Annotated in this window: 16 protein-coding genes; 11 read left to right on the top strand and 5 right to left on the bottom strand. The window is 35.5% G+C overall.

All coding sequences use genetic code 11. The features are described 5' to 3' along the window. The first annotated feature begins 177 nt into the window (after positions 1 to 177). From HMPREF9171_RS111475 to HMPREF9171_RS111430, 10 genes are all read left to right on the top strand, one after another. The gene (locus HMPREF9171_RS111475) at positions 178 to 522 is read left to right on the top strand and encodes a DUF6568 family protein (protein ID WP_000286789.1); all 345 of its coding nucleotides are present in this window, start codon (positions 178 to 180) and stop codon (positions 520 to 522) included. Positions 523 to 598: 76 nt separating this feature from the next. Then, positions 599 to 940, top strand: coding sequence for a preprotein translocase subunit YajC (yajC, locus tag HMPREF9171_RS111470; RefSeq protein WP_000056607.1), 342 nt, complete (start codon positions 599 to 601; stop codon positions 938 to 940). Between the two features lie 198 nt (positions 941 to 1,138). Beyond that, complete coding sequence (uppS, locus tag HMPREF9171_RS111465; RefSeq protein ID WP_001127710.1) at positions 1,139 to 1,858, top strand: undecaprenyl pyrophosphate synthase; 720 nt, start codon at positions 1,139 to 1,141, stop codon at positions 1,856 to 1,858. Between the two features lie 14 nt (positions 1,859 to 1,872). Then, positions 1,873 to 2,667 (top strand): phosphatidate cytidylyltransferase, encoded by a 795-nt coding sequence (locus tag HMPREF9171_RS111460; protein ID WP_000664687.1) that lies wholly within the window; start codon positions 1,873 to 1,875, stop codon positions 2,665 to 2,667. Positions 2,668 to 2,697: 30 nt separating this feature from the next. Further along, positions 2,698 to 3,957: an RIP metalloprotease RseP gene (gene rseP, locus HMPREF9171_RS111455; protein ID WP_000900651.1), complete on the top strand. Its 1,260-nt coding sequence runs from the start codon at positions 2,698 to 2,700 to the stop codon at positions 3,955 to 3,957. A 91-nt stretch (positions 3,958 to 4,048) separates the two neighbouring features. Continuing rightward, positions 4,049 to 5,902 (top strand): proline--tRNA ligase, encoded by a 1,854-nt coding sequence (locus HMPREF9171_RS111450; RefSeq protein ID WP_000814040.1) that lies wholly within the window; start codon positions 4,049 to 4,051, stop codon positions 5,900 to 5,902. A 124-nt stretch (positions 5,903 to 6,026) separates the two neighbouring features. Then, positions 6,027 to 6,611 carry a glycoside hydrolase family 73 protein gene (locus HMPREF9171_RS111445; RefSeq protein WP_000842268.1) on the top strand — a complete coding sequence of 195 codons (585 nt, stop codon included), beginning with the start codon at positions 6,027 to 6,029 and terminating at the stop codon, positions 6,609 to 6,611. Positions 6,612 to 6,733: 122 nt separating this feature from the next. After that, complete coding sequence (locus HMPREF9171_RS111440; protein WP_001292145.1) at positions 6,734 to 11,140, top strand: PolC-type DNA polymerase III; 4,407 nt, start codon at positions 6,734 to 6,736, stop codon at positions 11,138 to 11,140. A 126-nt stretch (positions 11,141 to 11,266) separates the two neighbouring features. After that, a complete protein-coding gene (locus HMPREF9171_RS111435) occupies positions 11,267 to 11,692 on the top strand; it encodes a MarR family winged helix-turn-helix transcriptional regulator (RefSeq protein ID WP_000526288.1) in 426 nt (141 codons plus the stop codon). 132 nt (positions 11,693 to 11,824) lie between these two features. After that, on the top strand, positions 11,825 to 12,439 hold the full coding sequence (locus tag HMPREF9171_RS111430) for a nitroreductase family protein (protein ID WP_000008879.1): 615 nt from the start codon (positions 11,825 to 11,827) through the stop codon (positions 12,437 to 12,439). A gap of 170 nt (positions 12,440 to 12,609) precedes the next feature. On the opposite strand, the gene HMPREF9171_RS0102320 is transcribed toward HMPREF9171_RS111430, so the two are convergent. The 5 genes from HMPREF9171_RS0102320 to dhuD form a co-directional block, all read right to left on the bottom strand. After that, positions 12,610 to 14,463, bottom strand: a complete 1,854-nt coding sequence (locus tag HMPREF9171_RS0102320; RefSeq protein ID WP_000730228.1) for a hypothetical protein — start codon at positions 14,461 to 14,463, stop codon at positions 12,610 to 12,612. A 707-nt stretch (positions 14,464 to 15,170) separates the two neighbouring features. Continuing rightward, positions 15,171 to 15,809 (bottom strand): bifunctional 4-hydroxy-2-oxoglutarate aldolase/2-dehydro-3-deoxy-phosphogluconate aldolase, encoded by a 639-nt coding sequence (locus HMPREF9171_RS111425; RefSeq protein ID WP_000597407.1) that lies wholly within the window; start codon positions 15,807 to 15,809, stop codon positions 15,171 to 15,173. Between the two features lie 11 nt (positions 15,810 to 15,820). Further along, positions 15,821 to 16,828, bottom strand: a complete 1,008-nt coding sequence (locus HMPREF9171_RS111420; protein ID WP_000034936.1) for a sugar kinase — start codon at positions 16,826 to 16,828, stop codon at positions 15,821 to 15,823. A 25-nt stretch (positions 16,829 to 16,853) separates the two neighbouring features. Continuing rightward, on the bottom strand, positions 16,854 to 17,495 hold the full coding sequence (dhuI, locus tag HMPREF9171_RS111415; RefSeq protein ID WP_000684790.1) for a 5-dehydro-4-deoxy-D-glucuronate isomerase DhuI: 642 nt from the start codon (positions 17,493 to 17,495) through the stop codon (positions 16,854 to 16,856). A gap of 16 nt (positions 17,496 to 17,511) precedes the next feature. Then, complete coding sequence (dhuD, locus tag HMPREF9171_RS111410; RefSeq protein ID WP_000139173.1) at positions 17,512 to 18,324, bottom strand: monomeric 2-dehydro-3-deoxy-D-gluconate 5-dehydrogenase DhuD; 813 nt, start codon at positions 18,322 to 18,324, stop codon at positions 17,512 to 17,514. A 277-nt stretch (positions 18,325 to 18,601) separates the two neighbouring features. Here dhuD and HMPREF9171_RS111405 point away from each other — a divergent pair, with 277 nt between their 5' ends. Further along, positions 18,602 to 19,036, top strand: coding sequence for a PTS sugar transporter subunit IIA (locus HMPREF9171_RS111405; RefSeq protein WP_000590445.1), 435 nt, complete (start codon positions 18,602 to 18,604; stop codon positions 19,034 to 19,036). Positions 19,037 to 19,053: the final 17 nt, after the last annotated feature.

Below are 19,053 nucleotides of genomic sequence, written 5' to 3' on the forward strand. Positions count from 1 at the left end.
AACTGAGCTATGCTCAGTTTTTTTGATGAGTCATTTAAATATGAGTGAGCATTTTTGAGGATAGTTTGAAGCGAGAAGTGAGTTAATGATTTTGATAGAATCGTTGTTACTCTTACCTTGCAAGTTTTGCCATCATAGGTTATTCTTTAAATATAAGATTTAGAAAGTTGGTTAACTATGTATTCTTTTGAAGAACTTTTGGCAACCATGACTTTGATAACGGCTGCCGAAATTGAAGATAAAATTGATTCAAATCAAGATTTTGTACTGTTCATTGGTCGTATTTCTTGTCCATTTTGTCACCTCTTTGTTCCTAAAATTGTAGAAGTAGCTGATGAAGATGAATTTGAATTATTCCATTTAGATAGTGAAGATTTTGATCATTGGACTGCAAATAAAGATTTTCGAAATAAATATGACATTCCTACAGTGCCAGGTTTGATGGTTGTTAAAAACGGAACTATCAAGGTGAAGTGCGATTCAAAAATGACAAAAGAAGAAATCCGTGAATTTATTGGCTAAGAGACAGTATCTCCTTGCAGATATAGCATAAATTTGCTATAGTAATGATTACGTAGAACACGGAAAGGAGAATCAAATGAGCTTACCTATTATTATGCTTGTTGTTATGGTTGGTATGATGTTCTTCATGCAACGTCAGCAAAAGAAACAAGCACAAGAACGTCAAAAACAATTGAATGCTGTTCAAAAAGGTGATGAAATTGTCACAATTGGTGGTCTTTTTGGAGTAGTTGATGAAGTTAATACTGAAGCACAACGAATGGTTTTAGATGTTGATGGTGTCTACTTGACGTTTGAGTTGGCAGCTATCAAATCTGTTGTCTCTAAGGCAGCAACACCAACAGAACCAGTTGAAGATGTTAAGATTATTGAAGTCAATGAAGACGAAAATAAAGAAACAGCCATCGAAACTGAATAAGATATGTAGGACCAGATGATTGTTCTGGTCTTTTTAGTTTGCTGTCACAAATGGCATTTTAATACTCAAAAATAAGTTAAAATGTGGTAAAATGTTATAGTATGGGATATTTCCAGCTCTTTTAAAAGGGCTGATAAGAAAAACGATTGCTAAATTAAGGAACATTATGTTTATATTTAAAAGAAAAAACAAGTAGAAATGCCTTTGGAGAAAATACCAGCACATATTGGTATTATCATGGATGGTAACGGACGTTGGGCAAAAAAACGTTTAAAACCACGCGTTATGGGACATAAGGCGGGGATGGATGCTCTTCAAGAAGTTACAATAGCAGCTTCAGAATTAGGTGTTAAAGTACTAACTGTCTATGCCTTTTCTACAGAAAATTGGTCACGTCCAGATGATGAAGTTAAGTTTATTATGAACCTCCCGGTTGAATTTTTTGATAAATATGTACCAGAGTTAGATAAAAATAATGTACGTGTACAGGTCATCGGAGATACTCATAAATTACCTAAGGCAACATACGATGCAATGCAACGCGCTTGTTTGAGGACAAAACATAATTCGGGGCTCGTCTTGAATTTTGCACTAAATTATGGCGGACGTTCAGAAATCACTAATGCCATTAAGGAAATTGCTCAGGATGTTTTGGAAGCTAAGTTGAATCCTGACGATATTACAGAGGATTTAGTAGCAAATCATTTAATGACAAATAGCTTACCCTATCTCTATAGAGACCCTGATTTGATTATCCGAACTAGTGGAGAGTTACGCTTGAGTAACTTTTTACCTTGGCAATCAGCTTATAGTGAATTTTACTTTACTCCCGTTTTATGGCCAGATTTTAAAAAAGACGAACTACATAAGGCCATTGTGGATTATAATCAACGCCATCGTCGATTTGGTAGTGTATAGAAAGAAGAGAGAAAATGAAAGAACGTGTTATTTGGGGAGCTGTCGCGCTTGCCATATTTATCCCTTTTTTAGTAATGGGTGGTTTGCCTTTCCAATTTTTAGTTGGACTTTTAGCTATGATTGGTGTTTCTGAATTACTTCGTATGCGTCGTTTAGAAATATTTTCCTTTGAAGGTGCATTAGCTATGATAGGAGCCTTTGTTTTAACAGTTCCTTTAGATAGTTATTTGTCCTTTTTACCAGTTGACGCTAGTTTATCAGCATACAGTATTGTTATTTTTATGATTTTGGCAGGTACTGTTTTGAACAGTAATTCTTACAGTTTTGAAGATGCTGCCTTTCCAATTGCGTCTAGTTTTTATGTGGGTATTGGCTTTCAAAATCTAGTCAGTGCTCGTATGGCTGGAATAGATAAGGTGTTGTTAGCTTTATTTATTGTCTGGGCGACTGATATCGGTGCTTATATGATTGGTCGTCAATTTGGACAACGCAAACTACTACCCTCAGTGTCTCCAAATAAAACAATTGAAGGGAGTCTGGGAGGGATTGCTTCAGCCATTGTGGTAGCTTTCTTTTTTATGCTTTTTGATAAGACCGTTTATGCGCCTCATAGCTTCCTAGTCATGTTAGTTTTAGTGGCTATCTTTAGCATTTTTGGTCAATTTGGAGATTTAGTTGAAAGTAGTATTAAACGTCATTTTGGTGTTAAAGATTCGGGTAAATTGATTCCGGGTCATGGGGGGATTTTGGATCGCTTTGATAGTATGATTTTTGTTTTCCCAATCATGCACTTCTTTGGCTTATTCTAAAATAATATATTGTATTTAGAGAGGAATTGAATGCTAGGAATTTTAACCTTTATTATTATTTTTGGTGTCATTGTAGTTGTTCACGAATTTGGGCATTTCTATTTTGCAAAGAAATCAGGAATTCTTGTTCGTGAATTTGCTATTGGTATGGGTCCAAAAATCTTTTCTCACATTGATAAAGAAGGAACAACCTATACTATTCGTATATTACCGCTAGGTGGTTATGTCCGTATGGCTGGTTGGGGTGATGATAAGACTGAAATTAAGACAGGGACGCCGGCTAGCCTTACTTTAAATAAAGAAGGCATTGTAACTCGTATTAATTTATCAGGAAAACAATTAGACAATACTTCTTTACCAATCAATGTAACAGCTTATGATTTAGAAGATAAACTAACTATCACAGGATTGGTCTTAAGTGAGACAAAAACCTATAGTGTTGATCACGATGCTACTATCATTGAGGAGGATGGTACTGAAATTCGTATTGCTCCCTTAGATGTGCAGTATCAGAATGCTTCTGTATGGGGGCGCTTAATTACCAATTTTGCAGGTCCGATGAATAATTTTATTTTAGGTCTTGTAGTCTTTATTGCACTTGCTTTTATTCAAGGAGGTGTTCAAGATTTATCAACCAATCAGGTCCGTGTATCAGAAAATGGTCCTGCTGCTAGTGCAGGTTTAAAAAATAATGACCGTATTTTACAAATAGGGTCGCACAAAGTTTCTAACTGGGAACAGTTGACAGCAGCAGTAGAGAAGTCAACTAGTCATTTAGAAAAAAACCAAAAACTTGCCCTTAAGATTAAGAGCAAAGAGGTGGTGAAAACGATCAACGTTAAGCCACAGAAAGTTGATAAATCCTACATCATCGGTATTATGCCAGCTCTAAAGACAAGCTTTAAAGACAAGCTTTTAGGTGGATTTAAACTAGCATGGGAAAGTTTCTTTAGAATTTTAAATGAATTAAAGAAACTTATTGCTCATTTTAGTATTAATAAATTGGGAGGTCCAGTAGCTCTCTATCAGGCTAGTAGCCAAGCTGCTAAAAATGGTTTCGTCACAGTTCTCAACTTAATGGGATTAATCTCTATCAACTTAGGTATTATGAATCTCATCCCTATACCAGCCCTTGACGGGGGTAAGATAGTGATGAATATTTTAGAAGCCATTCGTCGCAAACCACTTAAACAAGAAACAGAAACTTATATTACGCTCGCTGGGGTAGCAGTTATGTTAGTATTAATGATTGCTGTAACCTGGAACGATATCATGCGAGCTTTCTTCTAAAAGATAATAAAACGTGAAAGGAAATACGAATTTTTCAATTGCAATTCTCAATTGAAAAAGAATCAACTTTGATTAGTCGTATCTTATTGTAATGAAACAAAGTAAAATGCTTATTCCAACACTTCGCGAAATGCCAAGTGATGCTCAGGTTATCAGCCATGCTCTTATGGTTCGTGCAGGATATGTCCGCCAAGTTTCGGCTGGAATCTATGCTTATTTGCCTCTAGCTAACCGTACTATTGAAAAATTTAAAACAATTATGCGCCAAGAATTTGAGAAGATTGGTGCAGTTGAAATGTTAGCTCCAGCTCTTCTTACAGCAGATTTATGGCGTGAATCTGGGCGCTATGAAACATATGGTGAAGACCTTTATAAATTAAAGAATCGTGATCAATCGGATTTTATCTTAGGACCAACTCATGAAGAAACTTTCACAACTCTTGTTCGTGACGCAGTAAAATCTTATAAGCAGTTACCACTAAACCTTTATCAAATTCAGTCTAAATATCGTGATGAGAAGCGTCCTCGTAATGGACTTCTTCGAACACGTGAATTTATCATGAAAGATGGATACAGCTTCCACAAAGATTATGAGGACCTTGATGTCACTTACGAAGATTACCGTAAAGCATATGAAGCCATCTTCACACGTGCTGGACTTGACTTTAAAGGTATTATAGGTGACGGAGGTGCTATGGGAGGTAAAGATAGCCAAGAATTTATGGCAGTAACTCCCAATCGTACAGATTTAAATCGTTGGTTAGTTCTTGATAAAACTATTCCTTCTATTGATGATATTCCAGAGGATGTTTTAGAAGAAATTAAGGCAGAACTCTCGGCTTGGCTAGTTTCTGGTGAGGACACTATTGCATACTCCACTGAATCAAGCTATGCTGCTAACCTTGAGATGGCAACGAATGAGTACAAACCATCTACTAAGGCTGCTACCTTTGAAGAAGTAACAAAAGTAGAAACTCCTAACTGCAAATCAATTGATGAGGTAGCTGGATTTTTATCAATTGATGAAAATCAAACTATCAAGACACTATTGTTTATTGCTGATGAACAGCCCGTGGTTGCTTTACTAGTTGGTAACGATCAAGTCAATGATGTGAAGTTAAAAAATTATTTAGCGGCTGATTTCTTAGAGCCTGCAAGTGAAGAGCAAGCAAAAGAGATTTTTGGTGCAGGTTTTGGTTCTCTTGGGCCAGTTAACCTACCTGACTCTGTTAAAATTATTGCTGATCGTAAAGTTCAAGACCTTGCTAATGCTGTGTCTGGTGCTAACCAAGATGGTTATCATTTTACTGGAGTTAATCCAGAACGTGATTTCACAGCTGAATACGTTGATATTCGTGAAGTAAAAGAAGGGGAGATTTCTCCAGACGGTAAAGGTACTCTGAAATTTGCTCGTGGTATTGAAATTGGACATATCTTTAAACTAGGTACCCGTTATTCAGATAGTATGGGAGCAAACATCCTTGATGAAAATGGCCGCTCAAATCCTATTGTTATGGGGTGTTATGGTATTGGTGTTAGTCGTATTCTCTCAGCTGTCATTGAACAACATGCCCGACTTTTTGTGAATAAGACACCAAAAGGAGCTTATCGCTTTGCTTGGGGGATTAATTTCCCAGAAGAATTAGCCCCATTTGATGTACATTTGATTACTGTCAATGTCAAAGATCAAGAGTCACAAGACCTTACTGAGAAAATTGAAGCTGATTTGATGCTTAAAGGTTATGAAGTCCTGACAGACGATCGTAATGAACGTGTTGGTTCTAAATTCTCAGACAGTGACTTAATTGGACTTCCAATTCGAGTAACTGTTGGGAAGAAAGCTTCTGAAGGTATCGTTGAAGTGAAAATTAAAGCAAGTGGTGATACGATTGAGGTTCACGCTGATAACTTAATTGAAACTTTAGAGATTCTAACAAAAAAATAAGCCGATAAAAAAGTTAGTCTGATGTGCTAACTTTTTTATATGGAGTGAAATTTAGTATGGTTCTTATTGGTAAAAAGCAACTGCCTTTTGTTATAATGAAATGATATTTTAGAAAGGAGCCATCATGAAAAGTCGAAAAAAAGATAAATTGGTATTGAGGTTAACAACAACACTATTAGTTTTTGGTTTGGGTGGGGTTTGGTTTTACAATTATAAAAATGATAATGTCGAACCGACAGTCACTAGTGCATCGGATCAAACGACGACTTTTATTCAAACGATTTCCCCAACAGCTATTGAAATTTCTAAGACCTATGATTTGTATGCGTCAGTCTTATTAGCACAAGCTATTTTGGAATCATCCAGTGGACAATCAGATTTGTCTAAGGCTCCTAATTATAACCTCTTTGGCATCAAAGGAGAATATAAAGGTAAATCTGTCCAAATGCCTACTTTAGAAGATGATGGGAAAGGCAATATGACTCAAATCCAAGCTCCTTTTCGCGCCTATCCAAATTATTCTGCTTCACTATATGATTATGCTGAGTTAGTATCTAGTCAAAAGTATGCATCTGTTTGGAAATCAAATACTTCTTCTTATAAGGATGCTACTGCAGCTCTAACAGGTCTTTATGCGACAGATACTGCTTATGCTAGTAAATTAAACCAAATTATTGAAACCTACAGTCTAGATGCTTATGATAAATAGTCTCAGCTAAGAGAGTGTTGTTAAGAAGGCTAATAAATGCCTTTTTTAACAGCCTCCTTTTGTTATCTCGAAATATTTACAGATATGTGATAAAATGGAAGTAAGATATTCAGGAGAAAACTATGTCAGAATTGTTCAAGAAACTTATGGATCAGATTGAAATGCCGCTTGAAATTAAGAATTCAAGTGTTTTTTCGTCTGCTGATATTATCGAGGTAAAGGTTCATTCTCTATCACGCTTATGGGAATTTCAATTTTCATTTCCAGAATTATTGCCAATTGAGGTGTATCGTGAATTACAAACTCGTTTAGTGAATAGTTTTGAAAAAGCAGATATAAAGGCTACTTTTGATATAAGAGCAGAAACTATTGATTTTTCTGATGATCTGCTACAGGATTATTATCAACAAGCTTTTTGTGAACCCTTGTGTAATAGTGCAAGTTTTAAGAGTTCTTTTTCACAATTAAAAGTTCATTACAATGGCAGTCAGATGATTATTTCTGCACCTCAATTTGTCAATAATAATCATTTTCGTCAGAATCATTTGCCGCGTTTGGAACAACAATTTTCATTGTTTGGATTTGGTAAACTTGCTATTGATATGGTTTCTGATGAACAAATGACGCAAGACTTAAAATCATCATTTGAAACTAATCGTGAGCAATTGCTTGAAAAAGCTAACCAAGAGGCTATGCAAGCCTTGGAAGCACAAAAATCACTAGAAGATTCAGCGCCTCCATCAGAAGAAGTGACACCAACTCAAAATTATGATTTCAAAGAGCGTATCAAACAACGTCAAGCTGGCTTTGAAAAAGCAGAGATTACACCCATGATTGAGGTGACAACAGAAGAAAATCGTATCGTTTTTGAAGGAATGGTTTTTAGTGTTGAACGAAAAACAACCCGCACTGGACGTCATATCATTAATTTTAAGATGACTGATTATACCTCAAGTTTTGCTATGCAAAAGTGGGCTAAAGATGATGAAGAATTGAAGAAGTACGATATGATTTCTAAAGGTTCGTGGTTGCGAGTCAGAGGGAATATTGAGAACAATAACTTTACTAAATCTTTGACAATGAATGTTCAAGATATCAAAGAGATTGTGCATCATGAACGTAAAGACTTAATGCCAGCAGATCAAAAACGTGTGGAATTTCATGCTCATACCAATATGTCAACGATGGATGCTTTACCAACTGTCGAGAGCCTCATTGATACTGCAGCTAAGTGGGGACACCCAGCTATTGCAATTACTGACCATGCCAATGTTCAAAGTTTTCCGCACGGCTACCACAGAGCAAAAAAAGCAGGTATAAAAGCAATTTTTGGATTAGAGGCAAATATTGTTGAAGATAAAGTGCCTATTTCCTACAACGAAGTTGATATGAATTTGCACGAAGCAACTTATGTTGTATTTGATGTGGAAACTACAGGTCTTTCTGCAGCTAATAATGACCTAATTCAGATTGCAGCATCAAAAATGTTCAAGGGTAATATTATTGAGCAATTTGATGAGTTTATTGACCCAGGCCATCCTCTTTCTGCCTTTACAACTGAGTTGACAGGTATTACGGATAATCATGTCAGAGGTTCAAAACCTATTTTACAAGTCCTTCAGGAATTTCAGAATTTTTGTCAAGGTACGGTTTTAGTTGCGCATAATGCAACCTTTGACGTTGGTTTTATGAATGCGAATTATGAACGTCATAATCTGCCTTTGATCACACAGCCGGTCATTGATACCTTAGAATTTGCAAGAAATCTTTATCCTGAATATAAGCGTCATGGTTTGGGGCCTCTAACCAAACGTTTCCAAGTTGCTTTGGAACATCATCATATGGCCAACTACGATGCTGAAGCAACGGGTCGCTTACTCTTTATTTTCTTAAAAGAGGCGCGGGAAAATCGTGATGTGACTAATTTGATGGAGCTCAATACTAAATTGGTAGCTGAAGACTCTTACAAAAAGGCACGCATAAAGCATGCAACCATTTATGTCCAAAATCAGGTTGGACTTAAAAATATATTTAAGTTAGTTAGCCTTTCAAATGTTAAATATTTTGAAGGAGTGGCAAGAATTCCTAGGTCAGTTTTAGATGCTCACAGAGAAGGTCTCTTGCTAGGTACTGCCTGTTCTGATGGGGAAGTTTTTGATGCCTTGTTATCAAATGGAATTGATGCAGCAGTGACCCTAGCTAAATATTATGATTTTATTGAAGTCATGCCACCTGCTATTTATCGCCCCTTGGTGGTACGTGATTTAATTAAAGATGAGGCGGGGATTCAACAAATTATTAGAGACCTAATAGAGGTCGGTCGGCGTTTAGATAAGCCTGTTTTAGCTACGGGAAATGTTCATTATATTGAGCCTGAAGATGAGATTTACCGTGAGATTATTGTTCGTAGTCTTGGACAAGGTGCCATGATTAATAGGACTATAGGTCGTGGGGAGGATGCTCAGCCAGCGCCTTTGCCAAAAGCACATTTCCGCACAACAAATGAGATGTTAGATGAATTTGCCTTTCTTGGTAAAGATTTAGCCTATGAGATCGTTGTAACCAATACGAATACTTTTGCAGATCGATTTGAAGACGTTGAAGTTGTAAAAGGGGATCTCTATACCCCGTTTGTTGATCGTGCTGAAGAACGAGTTGCTGAATTAACTTATGCTAAAGCATTCGAAATATATGGTAATCCTCTTCCTGATATTATTGATTTACGTATCGAAAAAGAGTTAGCATCTATACTTGGTAATGGATTTGCCGTTATCTATCTTGCTTCGCAAATGTTGGTGCAACGTTCTAATGAACGTGGTTATCTAGTAGGATCACGTGGGTCTGTTGGGTCGAGTTTTGTAGCGACCATGATAGGAATTACTGAAGTTAATCCAATGCCACCTCATTATGTTTGCCCAAATTGTCAGCATTCTGAATTTATCACAGATGGTTCTTGTGGTTCAGGCTATGATTTACCAAATAAAAATTGTCCTAAATGTGGTACTTTGTACAAGAAAGATGGACAGGATATTCCATTTGAAACTTTCTTAGGATTTGATGGAGATAAGGTTCCTGATATTGATCTAAATTTCTCTGGAGATGATCAACCTTCTGCTCACTTAGATGTTCGTGATATCTTTGGAGAAGAATATGCTTTTCGTGCAGGAACGGTAGGTACCGTAGCTGAAAAAACTGCTTTTGGTTTTGTCAAAGGTTACGAACGAGATTACAATAAATTTTATAACGATGCAGAGGTCGAACGGTTAGCGACTGGTGCTGCGGGAGTTAAACGTTCTACAGGTCAACACCCCGGTGGTATTGTTGTTATCCCTAACTATATGGATGTTTATGATTTTACTCCGGTTCAATATCCAGCAGATGATATGACAGCTGCTTGGCAGACAACTCACTTCAATTTCCATGATATTGATGAGAATGTCTTAAAGTTAGATATTCTAGGACATGATGATCCTACTATGATTCGTAAACTTCAGGATTTATCAGGAATTGATCCATCAAATATCCTTCCAGATGATCCAGACGTTATGAAGTTATTTTCTGGTACGGAAGTTTTAGGAGTGACAGAAGAGCAAATTGGAACTCCTACAGGAATGCTTGGTATTCCAGAGTTTGGTACGAACTTTGTTCGTGGTATGGTGAACGAAACCCATCCAACCACATTTGCAGAATTGTTGCAACTGTCAGGGCTATCACATGGTACGGATGTTTGGTTAGGTAATGCTCAAGACTTAATCAAGGAAGGTATTGCTACCTTATCAACTGTTATTGGTTGTCGTGATGACATCATGGTTTATTTAATGCACGCTGGTCTACAACCAAAGATGGCCTTTACAATCATGGAGCGCGTGCGTAAGGGGTTATGGTTGAAAATTTCAGAAGATGAGCGTAACGGTTATATCCAAGCAATGCGTGATAATAATGTCCCGGATTGGTATATTGAATCGTGTGGAAAAATCAAGTATATGTTCCCTAAAGCCCATGCAGCAGCCTATGTTTTAATGGCATTACGTGTGGCGTACTTTAAAGTACATTATCCAATATTTTATTATTGTGCTTATTTTTCTATACGCGCCAAAGCTTTTGAATTACGCACAATGAGTGCTGGACTTGATGCCGTTAAGGCGCGCATGAAGGATATCACTGAGAAGCGTCAGCGTAATGAGGCGACGAATGTCGAAAATGATCTTTTTACGACATTAGAGTTGGTTAATGAAATGCTTGAGCGTGGCTTTAAATTTGGGAAATTAGATCTTTATCGTAGCCATGCGACTGACTTTATTATTGAAGAGGATACGCTAATCCCTCCATTTGTTGCTATGGAAGGCTTGGGAGAAAACGTTGCAAAACAGATAGTTCGAGCACGTGAAGATGGTGAATTTTTATCAAAAACAGAGCTTCGTAAACGAGGAGGAGTCTCAAGTACCTTAGTTGAAAAATTTGATGAGATGGGTATTTTGGGAAATTTACCAGAAGACAATCAGTTGAGTCTTTTTGATGATTTCTTCTAACCAATAAGGTTGAGTAGTTACTCAACCTTATTATTTGCCAGCTGCTTTTGATAGGGCAAAGATGATATTCTTGCTTGAAATAACTAATTAGTGATAAAATAAGAAAAAATACGTTTGGGAGATGAAATGGGAAACTTTAAAAATTCAGCGGTTAAATCTATGGTTGTCATGCGAAAAGCATTTAGAACAATAGACGGAAAAGTCTCAGAATCATTTAAAGAATTTGAATTAACACCAACTCAGTTTGCAGTTTTGGATGTTCTCTATGCTAAAGGCACAATGAAAATTGGAGAATTGATTGAAAATATGCTTGCTACATCAGGTAATATGACTGTTGTTATTAAAAATATGGAAAAAAAGGGATGGGTATTACGCCATTCTTGTCCGAATGATAAGAGAGCCTTTTTGGTGAGTTTAACAACTGAAGGAGAAGAAGTGATAAAAAAAGCTCTACCAGAGCATATTAAACGTGTAGAAGATGCTTTTTCAGTCTTAACAGAAACAGAGCAAGAAGACTTGATTAACCTTTTAAAAAAATTTAAAACCTTGTGAGTCACATTCTTTGACTTTACGATATAGTGGTAATATAATTACTACATAGTAATAAATAACTTTAATCTAATTCATATGTCGCTAGAACAAATGTAGTAAGATATCTGAGATTGAAGAACAAGGAGAAAAAATATGTCATTTTTGGAAGAATTAAAAAACCGTCGCTCTATTTACGCTCTTGGTCGCAATACAGAAGTTTCTGATGAGAAAATAGTAGAGATTATTAAAGAGGCAGTTCGCCAATCCCCATCTGCTTTTAATAGTCAAACTTCCCGTGTTGTCATTTTATTGAATGATGAAGTTACTAAGTTCTGGGATGAATTGGTTGCTAATGATTTGGTAGAAACAATGAAAGTACAAGGTGCTCCAGAGACAGCTATTGCTGGAACTAAGGAAAAATTAGCTAGTTTTGGAGCTTCAAAGGGAACAGTACTCTTCTTTGAAGATCAAGATGTTGTCAAATCTCTTCAAGAACAATTCGTTCTTTATGCGGATAACTTTCCAGTTTGGTCTGAGCAATCAACAGGTATTGCCTCAGTAAATACTTGGACAGCCCTTTCTGCAGAACTTGGACTTGGTGGTAATTTACAACATTACAATCCAGTTATTGATGCATCAGTACAAGCTGTTTATGGTGTTTCAGCTAGTTGGAAACTTCGTGGACAACTAAATTTTGGTTCAATCGAAGCTGAAACAGGAGAAAAAGAATTCATGAATGATGATGACCGCTTTAAAGTCATCGGATAATACTGTACAAAAAAAGGCAAGGATAGCAATGACACTGCATCTATGAACTAAAATGAAAAAACACTCCTACTTCTAGTAAAATAGAGGTAGGAGTGTTTTTAGTATATTCAAAAAAGCTACAATTCGCTTGATACAGAGACTTCTGTTATTTGATGTAGATATTTGAAAGGTTAATTCGTGTTCGTTTCTCCTTTTTCGGGATTTTCACTTAGTTTCATTTCTCCTTCTTTTAATTGTGAATAGAATGTTTCATTCAAATTTAGACTTTTTGTAAACTCTGTGTACTCATGCTTGAATAATTTATCTTTTTGTAGTAGTTCTTCATATTCTTTCTCTAGATAATTTCGTATATTCTTTTCCCCAGGATTTTGTGTATTCTCTGGGATTTTTGATAATAATTCTTTATATTTATCAATCAAGTTGTTTTTTTCTGTTACTGAAACAAAATCATTGTTTTCAGCTGGAGTCTCCCTCTCTTTTACTGAATTTTCTCTTGGTTTTTCTTCTTTTTTGAGATTATCACTCGGTTTCTTTTCTTCTTTCTTTAATTGTAGGTAGAATGATTCATTTAAATTTAGACTTTCTTTAAATTCTGCATGTTCATGCTCAAATAAATTATCTTTCTTTAATATTTCTTCATATTCATTTTTCAAATAATCTCTTATGTTTTTTTCTCCTGGATTTTGTGTGTTTTCAGGAATCTGTGACAATAATTTTTTATACTTATCTATCAGCTCGTTTTTTTCTTTTTCTGTTACTGGTACAAAATCATCTTTTGGTTTTTTATCTTTTAGAGCTGCAGATTCATTAATAAATAACATAGATTTGCTTCCATTATTATGTATCCAATTTTCAAACGCTTCATTTGATTCCATATACTTAACTTTAAATCTATTATTTGTTTTTGCGGGATCATAAACGTCATAACCATCTATACAGTATTCTTTAATAAAATCGGAATACGTTGTTTTGTAATTACCATTTTTCCAATATGTACTGGCTGTGATATCTATGATATGCCAACTTCTATTATAATACGCTCTCACAGCTGCATGAGATATTCCTTGAGGACTTTTACCAGAAACGACATAACTAGGTATCCCCATAATATTAAATGCCCTAGCGGCTGTTACACTATAGCCAACGCACATAGCAAGTTTTCTTTCTGTTACAGAAAATAAATCTGAAGCTCTGTAATATTCTGTGTCGACATTTCTAGCTCTGTAAGCTTCATTGTCATAATTAGTTATTTCACCTATATATTTAGTGAAAGCAATTACTTTTTCTTCATCTGTTAAGTTTTGATTATTAGCTCCAGATTTAACTATTAAATCTAGAATTTTTTGGTCATTTTCTTTTATTTTATCTTCACTAATATTAATGTTTGAAGAATATGAAGAATCTTTTGAATTATTTTCAAAGGCAAACTTATTATCTATAGATAATGTTTTAGTGTAAATAGGGATACCATTTACGCCCATATAATCAACTGGTTTACCCATAGATAACCCTGATGATTTCAATCTTTCCATGATAAAGTTTTCATCCTTAATTTCAAACGTAGAATGAACGGTATCATATGGGAACTTTCCTCTCTCAGTTAGCCTTTTTTGGGTTATCGTCTTAAATTCCTCTATATTTTTAAGTAATTTATGTTTTTTATTCATCAAGAATACTGTTGTATCATGTGCGATTTTCCCATTTAATTTGACAAAGACATATTCTTCATTTCTTTCTTTTTTTAATGTAGCTTGGATATTTTTAATTTCTTCTAAATTGATAAGGTTTTTGTAATAACCTTTATCACCTAAAATCCAAACATTAAAACCTTTGAAATTTGGTATCTCTGTTTTATACCTATTTAACTCTTGAATAAACTTATCTTCACTGTTTTTTTCAACTAGATTAGTTTCTTGAATATTATTTTGATTAGCATATGATATATTTAAATCAGATAGGTTGAATAATGTTGAAGCTACAGCAAATGATAAAACACAAGTTAATTTTAATCTTTTTTTCTTCATTTTTTAAAAACCTCCTCATTTATTAATAAATAAATAATAACATATTAAAAAATGTTTTTCAATAAAAATCTTGGATTAATTTTGATTTTAAATGCGTCTATTTAAATAGGTGATTATAAAGAGATATAACAGTAAAACGAGTCGTTATAAAAAATAAAATCGGTCAAATTAGAAAGGAGGTTTAGAATGTCTAAAAAATGACTATTAATGATATCACTCAACTATCAAAACTTCAAAATAACGGTACACCCAAAAGCTGAGACGCAGGAAAAATACTTCTGTTGAAATCTAATAAACTATAATCAGAAATGTTTTTAATTATGTTTAAAAAATGTATTTGATAGGAGCTAAGTTAGCCTGTGTTGAGATAGGAAAAGCGGGTAAGCCTGATAGGTCATTGCTAAGTTTTTGGATATAAAAATGATATCAAATCTATTATTTGCTGAAATGATATGAGAATGATGAGCTTCACTACTTATATCAATCTGCGGGCAAGTAGTATATCTTTGGTGAAGACATGGATCAGTTGTCGGAAGTAGAACGGTTATGTCTACAGGAAGATTAGCTAAAAATTATCTCGGTCTGATAAGAAAATCGAGATAATGAGTCTGATTAAGATAAACGGTACTACAGAAAAATGGCTTTATAAAAGTTCTTTTCTTCTGTCTCATGATTGAGGTGTGGGGGTGCCTTGTCTTTTTATTGTGTTAATTCAGATTTAGCTGTATTTTGTATTGTTTAGCCATTTCTGTGATTTTATCAAATTCCCCCAAAGCTGCTAGTTTATTGAACTCTCCACCAATACCAATGGCTGTTACTCCAGATAGAAACCAGTCTTTGGCATTTGTGAGATTTACCCCACCAGTCACCATAATTTGTACTTGAGGTAAAGGTGCTTTTAGTGATGAGATAAAAGATGTTCCTAGAGTACCTCCTGGGAATATTTTAATTATTTCACAACCAGCTTCAAGTGCTGTTGTTATCTCTGATAAGGTCATGCAACCTGGTAAATAAGGAATAGCATAACGATTACATAGTTTAGCAGTCTGTAGATTAAATGCGGGAGATACAATAAACTTTGCTCCTGCTAAAATAGCCATTCGGGCAGTTTCTGAGTCTAGAACAGTCCCTGCCCCAACGACAACTTGTTCTTGGTTAGTATATTGTGTGACTAGTTGTTCAATGACTTGGCTAGCTTTGCTATTAGTATAGGCGATTTCGATAGCAGAAATACCACCTTTTATGCATGCTTGAGCAGCTTGAAAAGCTTCTTCTTGGCTATTTCCACGAATGACAGCAACTATTTTTCCTTGCATTAATTGCAATAAAATCTTTGATTTTATCATAATTCTCCCTTTTAACGAATAATGTCTTTCGATTGATTTAGTACTTTGTTAACTGCGGCAACGGTCTCAAACATATTGTCCCCTTCCAAAGCACATTTTAAAGATGCACTAGCGACAGCGAAATTAATGACTGTCTTGCTGTCTGAGTGCTGAAGTAGTTGATATAGCGCTCCAGCCACAAAAGCATCTCCGCTTCCAATTCTCTGGTTTACAGCTGTGGTGATTTCTTTTGAAGTGACAAACTCTTGTTTACGATTTGCTATGTAAGCTTGGTAGTGATTTCGTCCCCATTCATCCTGTAGACGTTTAGTATGGAAAATGACTTGAAAGTCAAAGTGATTTATAAGAGAAATCATTCGTTCTTTGATGTCCTCTATTGTAGCTTCATCGCGATTGAAGAAGGTAGTGTCCTGTGAGTCAACCATAAGAGGTTCAATACCGAAACAAATATCCGCAAAGGTAGCGAACTGAGAAAAAAGGATTTTGGCATTTTTAGGAGAAATTAGTTTACTGCGAAAATTGAGATCTAAGGAGATTGTTATCTCTCTTTTTTTAGCTTCTTTTAAAAGAAGCAATGTTATCTCTTGAATAGACTCATCCAATGATAGTGTAATGCCACTAAAATGAAAGAGAGAAACTCCTTCAAATAATTGATCGAAATCAATTTGGTTTATCCTAAAGTCATGTAAACTACTATGATCGCGGTCATAGACCACCTCACCTTTTCTGCAAGCAAAGGAATTTTCTAAGAAATATAACCCAACACGTTCTCCAACCCACTGAATAGAATGAGTATCAATACCCTGTGCTTTTAAAAATTGAAGAAAACTATTACCTATGGGATTATTGGGTAAGGCTGAGAGGAGTTTAGTATCTTGCCCAAAGCCTTGTAGAGCTCTTGCGATATTAACCTCAGAGCCACCGTAGAATAGTTTAGTTGAGATACTATCTGCAAAATAGTCATTTTCTTTGGGAGTGATGCGAATGAGAGGTTCACCGAAAAAAAGAATCTTAGACATAAAAGTCCTTTCTAAAACAGACGCTTTAGTCTAAGACAGATTTCAAGTAGTCTGCTATATTTTGATTTTGGCAATTAGCGAAGAAATATTCTTGGAAATGCTCCCCAGAAATGGTTTCCTTTAAGAAATCTTGATCAATTTCTTTTAAAACAGAGAGTAAATCTCTGTAAGTAATCTGTTTTACTTCGCTAAGGATACGTGCGTTGCGTTGCTCAGGCACAGCCCTCTCTTTAGGGTATCCCCCTCCTTTTTCATCTTCGAAAAGACGTTCAAATAAATATCTCAGATTCAATTCAGCTCCCCAGCCAAATCCTTTAGCAAAAGGAAGAGAAAGAGCATTTCCTCCGTTTACTTGAGAGAATAAGTAAGCGTCGACAGGATCAGCAGCGAATCCACAGACTACGCCAGGAAAACTATTACAAGCAAGCATCGCTCCAATTCCTGTCCCACAGCCTGTAATAACAAAATCTGCAGCACCGCTATTAAGTAAAATAGCAGTCAGTAAACCATTTTGTACATAAGTTAGCTGGCTTTCTTCTTCTTCTTTGCCATACATTCCGTAGTTGAAAACTTCAAATCCTTTTTCATCAGAAACCGCTTTCAATTCTTTGTAGATAATAGTATTTTTACTCGCTTGGCTATTTTCGTTGATTAATGCAATTTTCATTTATATTACTCCTTTATTATTGAGGTTGTTTACCGATGTAAGCTAAAATACCGCCATCTACATAGAGTATGTGACCATTGATAAAGTTTGATGCATCGCTAGCAAGGAAGATAGCTGGTGCACCTAAATCTTCTGCCTCACCCCAGCGAGCGGCAGGTGTTTTAGCGATGATAAATTGGTCGAATGGATGGCGTGAACCATCATCTTGACGTTCACGAAGGGGAGCTGTTTGTGGTGTGGCAATATAGCCGGGCCCGATACCGTTACATTGGATGTTAGCAGAACCGTATTCAGAAGCGATGTTCTTGGTTAACATTTTAAGTCCCCCTTTGGCAGCAGCATAGGCAGCAACTGTTTCGCGTCCAAGCTCACTCATCATAGAGCAAATATTGATGATTTTACCATGTCCTTTTTGGATCATTCCAGGTAATACCGCTTTTGATACGATAAAGGGAGCATTCAAATCAATATCAATAACTTGTCGAAAATCTGCAGCGCTCATTTCTAGCATAGGGGTGCGTTTTATAATACCTGCGTTGTTAACTAGAATATCAATTACCCCAACATCTTGAGAAATTTTGTTCACCATTTCGTTGATTCCATCTTCATCTGTAACATCACAAACATAGCCATGGGCCTTAATGCCAAGTTTTTTATAGGCGGAGATGCCTTTGTCAACGAGTTCCTGCTTAATATCATTGAAGACAATAGTTGCTCCAGCTCTAGCAAAAGCAGTTGCTATTGAAAAACCAATGCCGTAAGAAGCACCTGTTATTAAGGCGACTTTACCTTCTAGTGAAAAGTTGTCTTTTAAGAATTGTTCAGTCATAATATGACCTCCGTAAAAAAATTCAGGGAGTAAACCTGTTTACATGAATAGTAACAAAGTAAACCGGTTTTGTCAACTATAGAGTTCTTCTCCTATAAAACTTGGCGACACATATAATAAAGCTTTATCTAAGTTATAATTCTTAAAGATAAAAAAGACATCATTATAAAAAATCAAGTAAACTGCTCAAAAAATAGAAAAAAGATGTTGACACCTAAAAATGAAAGCGCTATAATATGATTATAAAAGTAAACCGGTAAACTCAAGAGGAGAAAATATGATAAAAATTATTATTGTAGCACACGGCAACTTTCCAGATGGTATTTTAAGCTCTTTAGAACTTATTGCCGGGCATCAGGAATATGTTGTTGGTATTAACTTTATTGCAGGCATGTCTTCTAATGATGTTAGAGTTGCTTTGCAAAGAGAGGTTATCGATTTCAAAGAAATTTTAGTATTGACTGATTTGCTAGGTGGGACTCCTTTCAATGTTTCTTCCGCCTTATCAGTAGAATATACAGATAAAAAGATAAAAGTTTTATCGGGTTTGAACCTTTCAATGTTAATGGAAGCTGTTTTATCTAGAACGATGTTTGAACATGTAGATGACCTTGTTGATAAAGTTGTAACATCATCTCATGAAGGAATTGTTGATTTTTCTACTTGCCTTGCTACACAAACTGCAGAAGCAACTTTTGAGGGAGGCATTTAATAATGATGAAAATAAAA

Source organism: Streptococcus agalactiae ATCC 13813, assembly GCF_000186445.1.
Taxonomy (GTDB): Bacteria; Bacillota; Bacilli; order Lactobacillales; family Streptococcaceae; genus Streptococcus; species Streptococcus agalactiae.

Bases quoted from the DNA above. Each gene is read 5' to 3' on its own strand.
- rseP (WP_000900651.1), top strand. From the start codon at position 2,698: ATGCTAGGAATTTTAACCTTTATTATTATTTTTGGTGTCATTGTAGTT.
- HMPREF9171_RS111450 (WP_000814040.1), top strand. From the start codon at position 4,049: ATGAAACAAAGTAAAATGCTTATTCCAACACTTCGCGAAATGCCAAGT.
- HMPREF9171_RS111445 (WP_000842268.1), top strand. From the start codon at position 6,027: ATGAAAAGTCGAAAAAAAGATAAATTGGTATTGAGGTTAACAACAACA.
- yajC (WP_000056607.1), top strand. From the start codon at position 599: ATGAGCTTACCTATTATTATGCTTGTTGTTATGGTTGGTATGATGTTC.
- uppS (WP_001127710.1), top strand. From the start codon at position 1,139: ATGCCTTTGGAGAAAATACCAGCACATATTGGTATTATCATGGATGGT.
- HMPREF9171_RS111475 (WP_000286789.1), top strand. From the start codon at position 178: ATGTATTCTTTTGAAGAACTTTTGGCAACCATGACTTTGATAACGGCT.
- dhuD (WP_000139173.1), bottom strand. From the start codon at position 18,324: ATGACTGAACAATTCTTAAAAGACAACTTTTCACTAGAAGGTAAAGTC.
- dhuI (WP_000684790.1), bottom strand. From the start codon at position 17,495: ATGAAAATTGCATTAATCAACGAAAATAGCCAAGCGAGTAAAAATACT.
- HMPREF9171_RS111435 (WP_000526288.1), top strand. From the start codon at position 11,267: ATGGGAAACTTTAAAAATTCAGCGGTTAAATCTATGGTTGTCATGCGA.
- HMPREF9171_RS0102320 (WP_000730228.1), bottom strand. From the start codon at position 14,463: ATGAAGAAAAAAAGATTAAAATTAACTTGTGTTTTATCATTTGCTGTA.
- HMPREF9171_RS111440 (WP_001292145.1), top strand. From the start codon at position 6,734: ATGTCAGAATTGTTCAAGAAACTTATGGATCAGATTGAAATGCCGCTT.
- HMPREF9171_RS111420 (WP_000034936.1), bottom strand. From the start codon at position 16,828: ATGTCTAAGATTCTTTTTTTCGGTGAACCTCTCATTCGCATCACTCCC.
- HMPREF9171_RS111430 (WP_000008879.1), top strand. From the start codon at position 11,825: ATGTCATTTTTGGAAGAATTAAAAAACCGTCGCTCTATTTACGCTCTT.
- HMPREF9171_RS111460 (WP_000664687.1), top strand. From the start codon at position 1,873: ATGAAAGAACGTGTTATTTGGGGAGCTGTCGCGCTTGCCATATTTATC.
- HMPREF9171_RS111425 (WP_000597407.1), bottom strand. From the start codon at position 15,809: ATGATAAAATCAAAGATTTTATTGCAATTAATGCAAGGAAAAATAGTT.
- HMPREF9171_RS111405 (WP_000590445.1), top strand. From the start codon at position 18,602: ATGATAAAAATTATTATTGTAGCACACGGCAACTTTCCAGATGGTATT.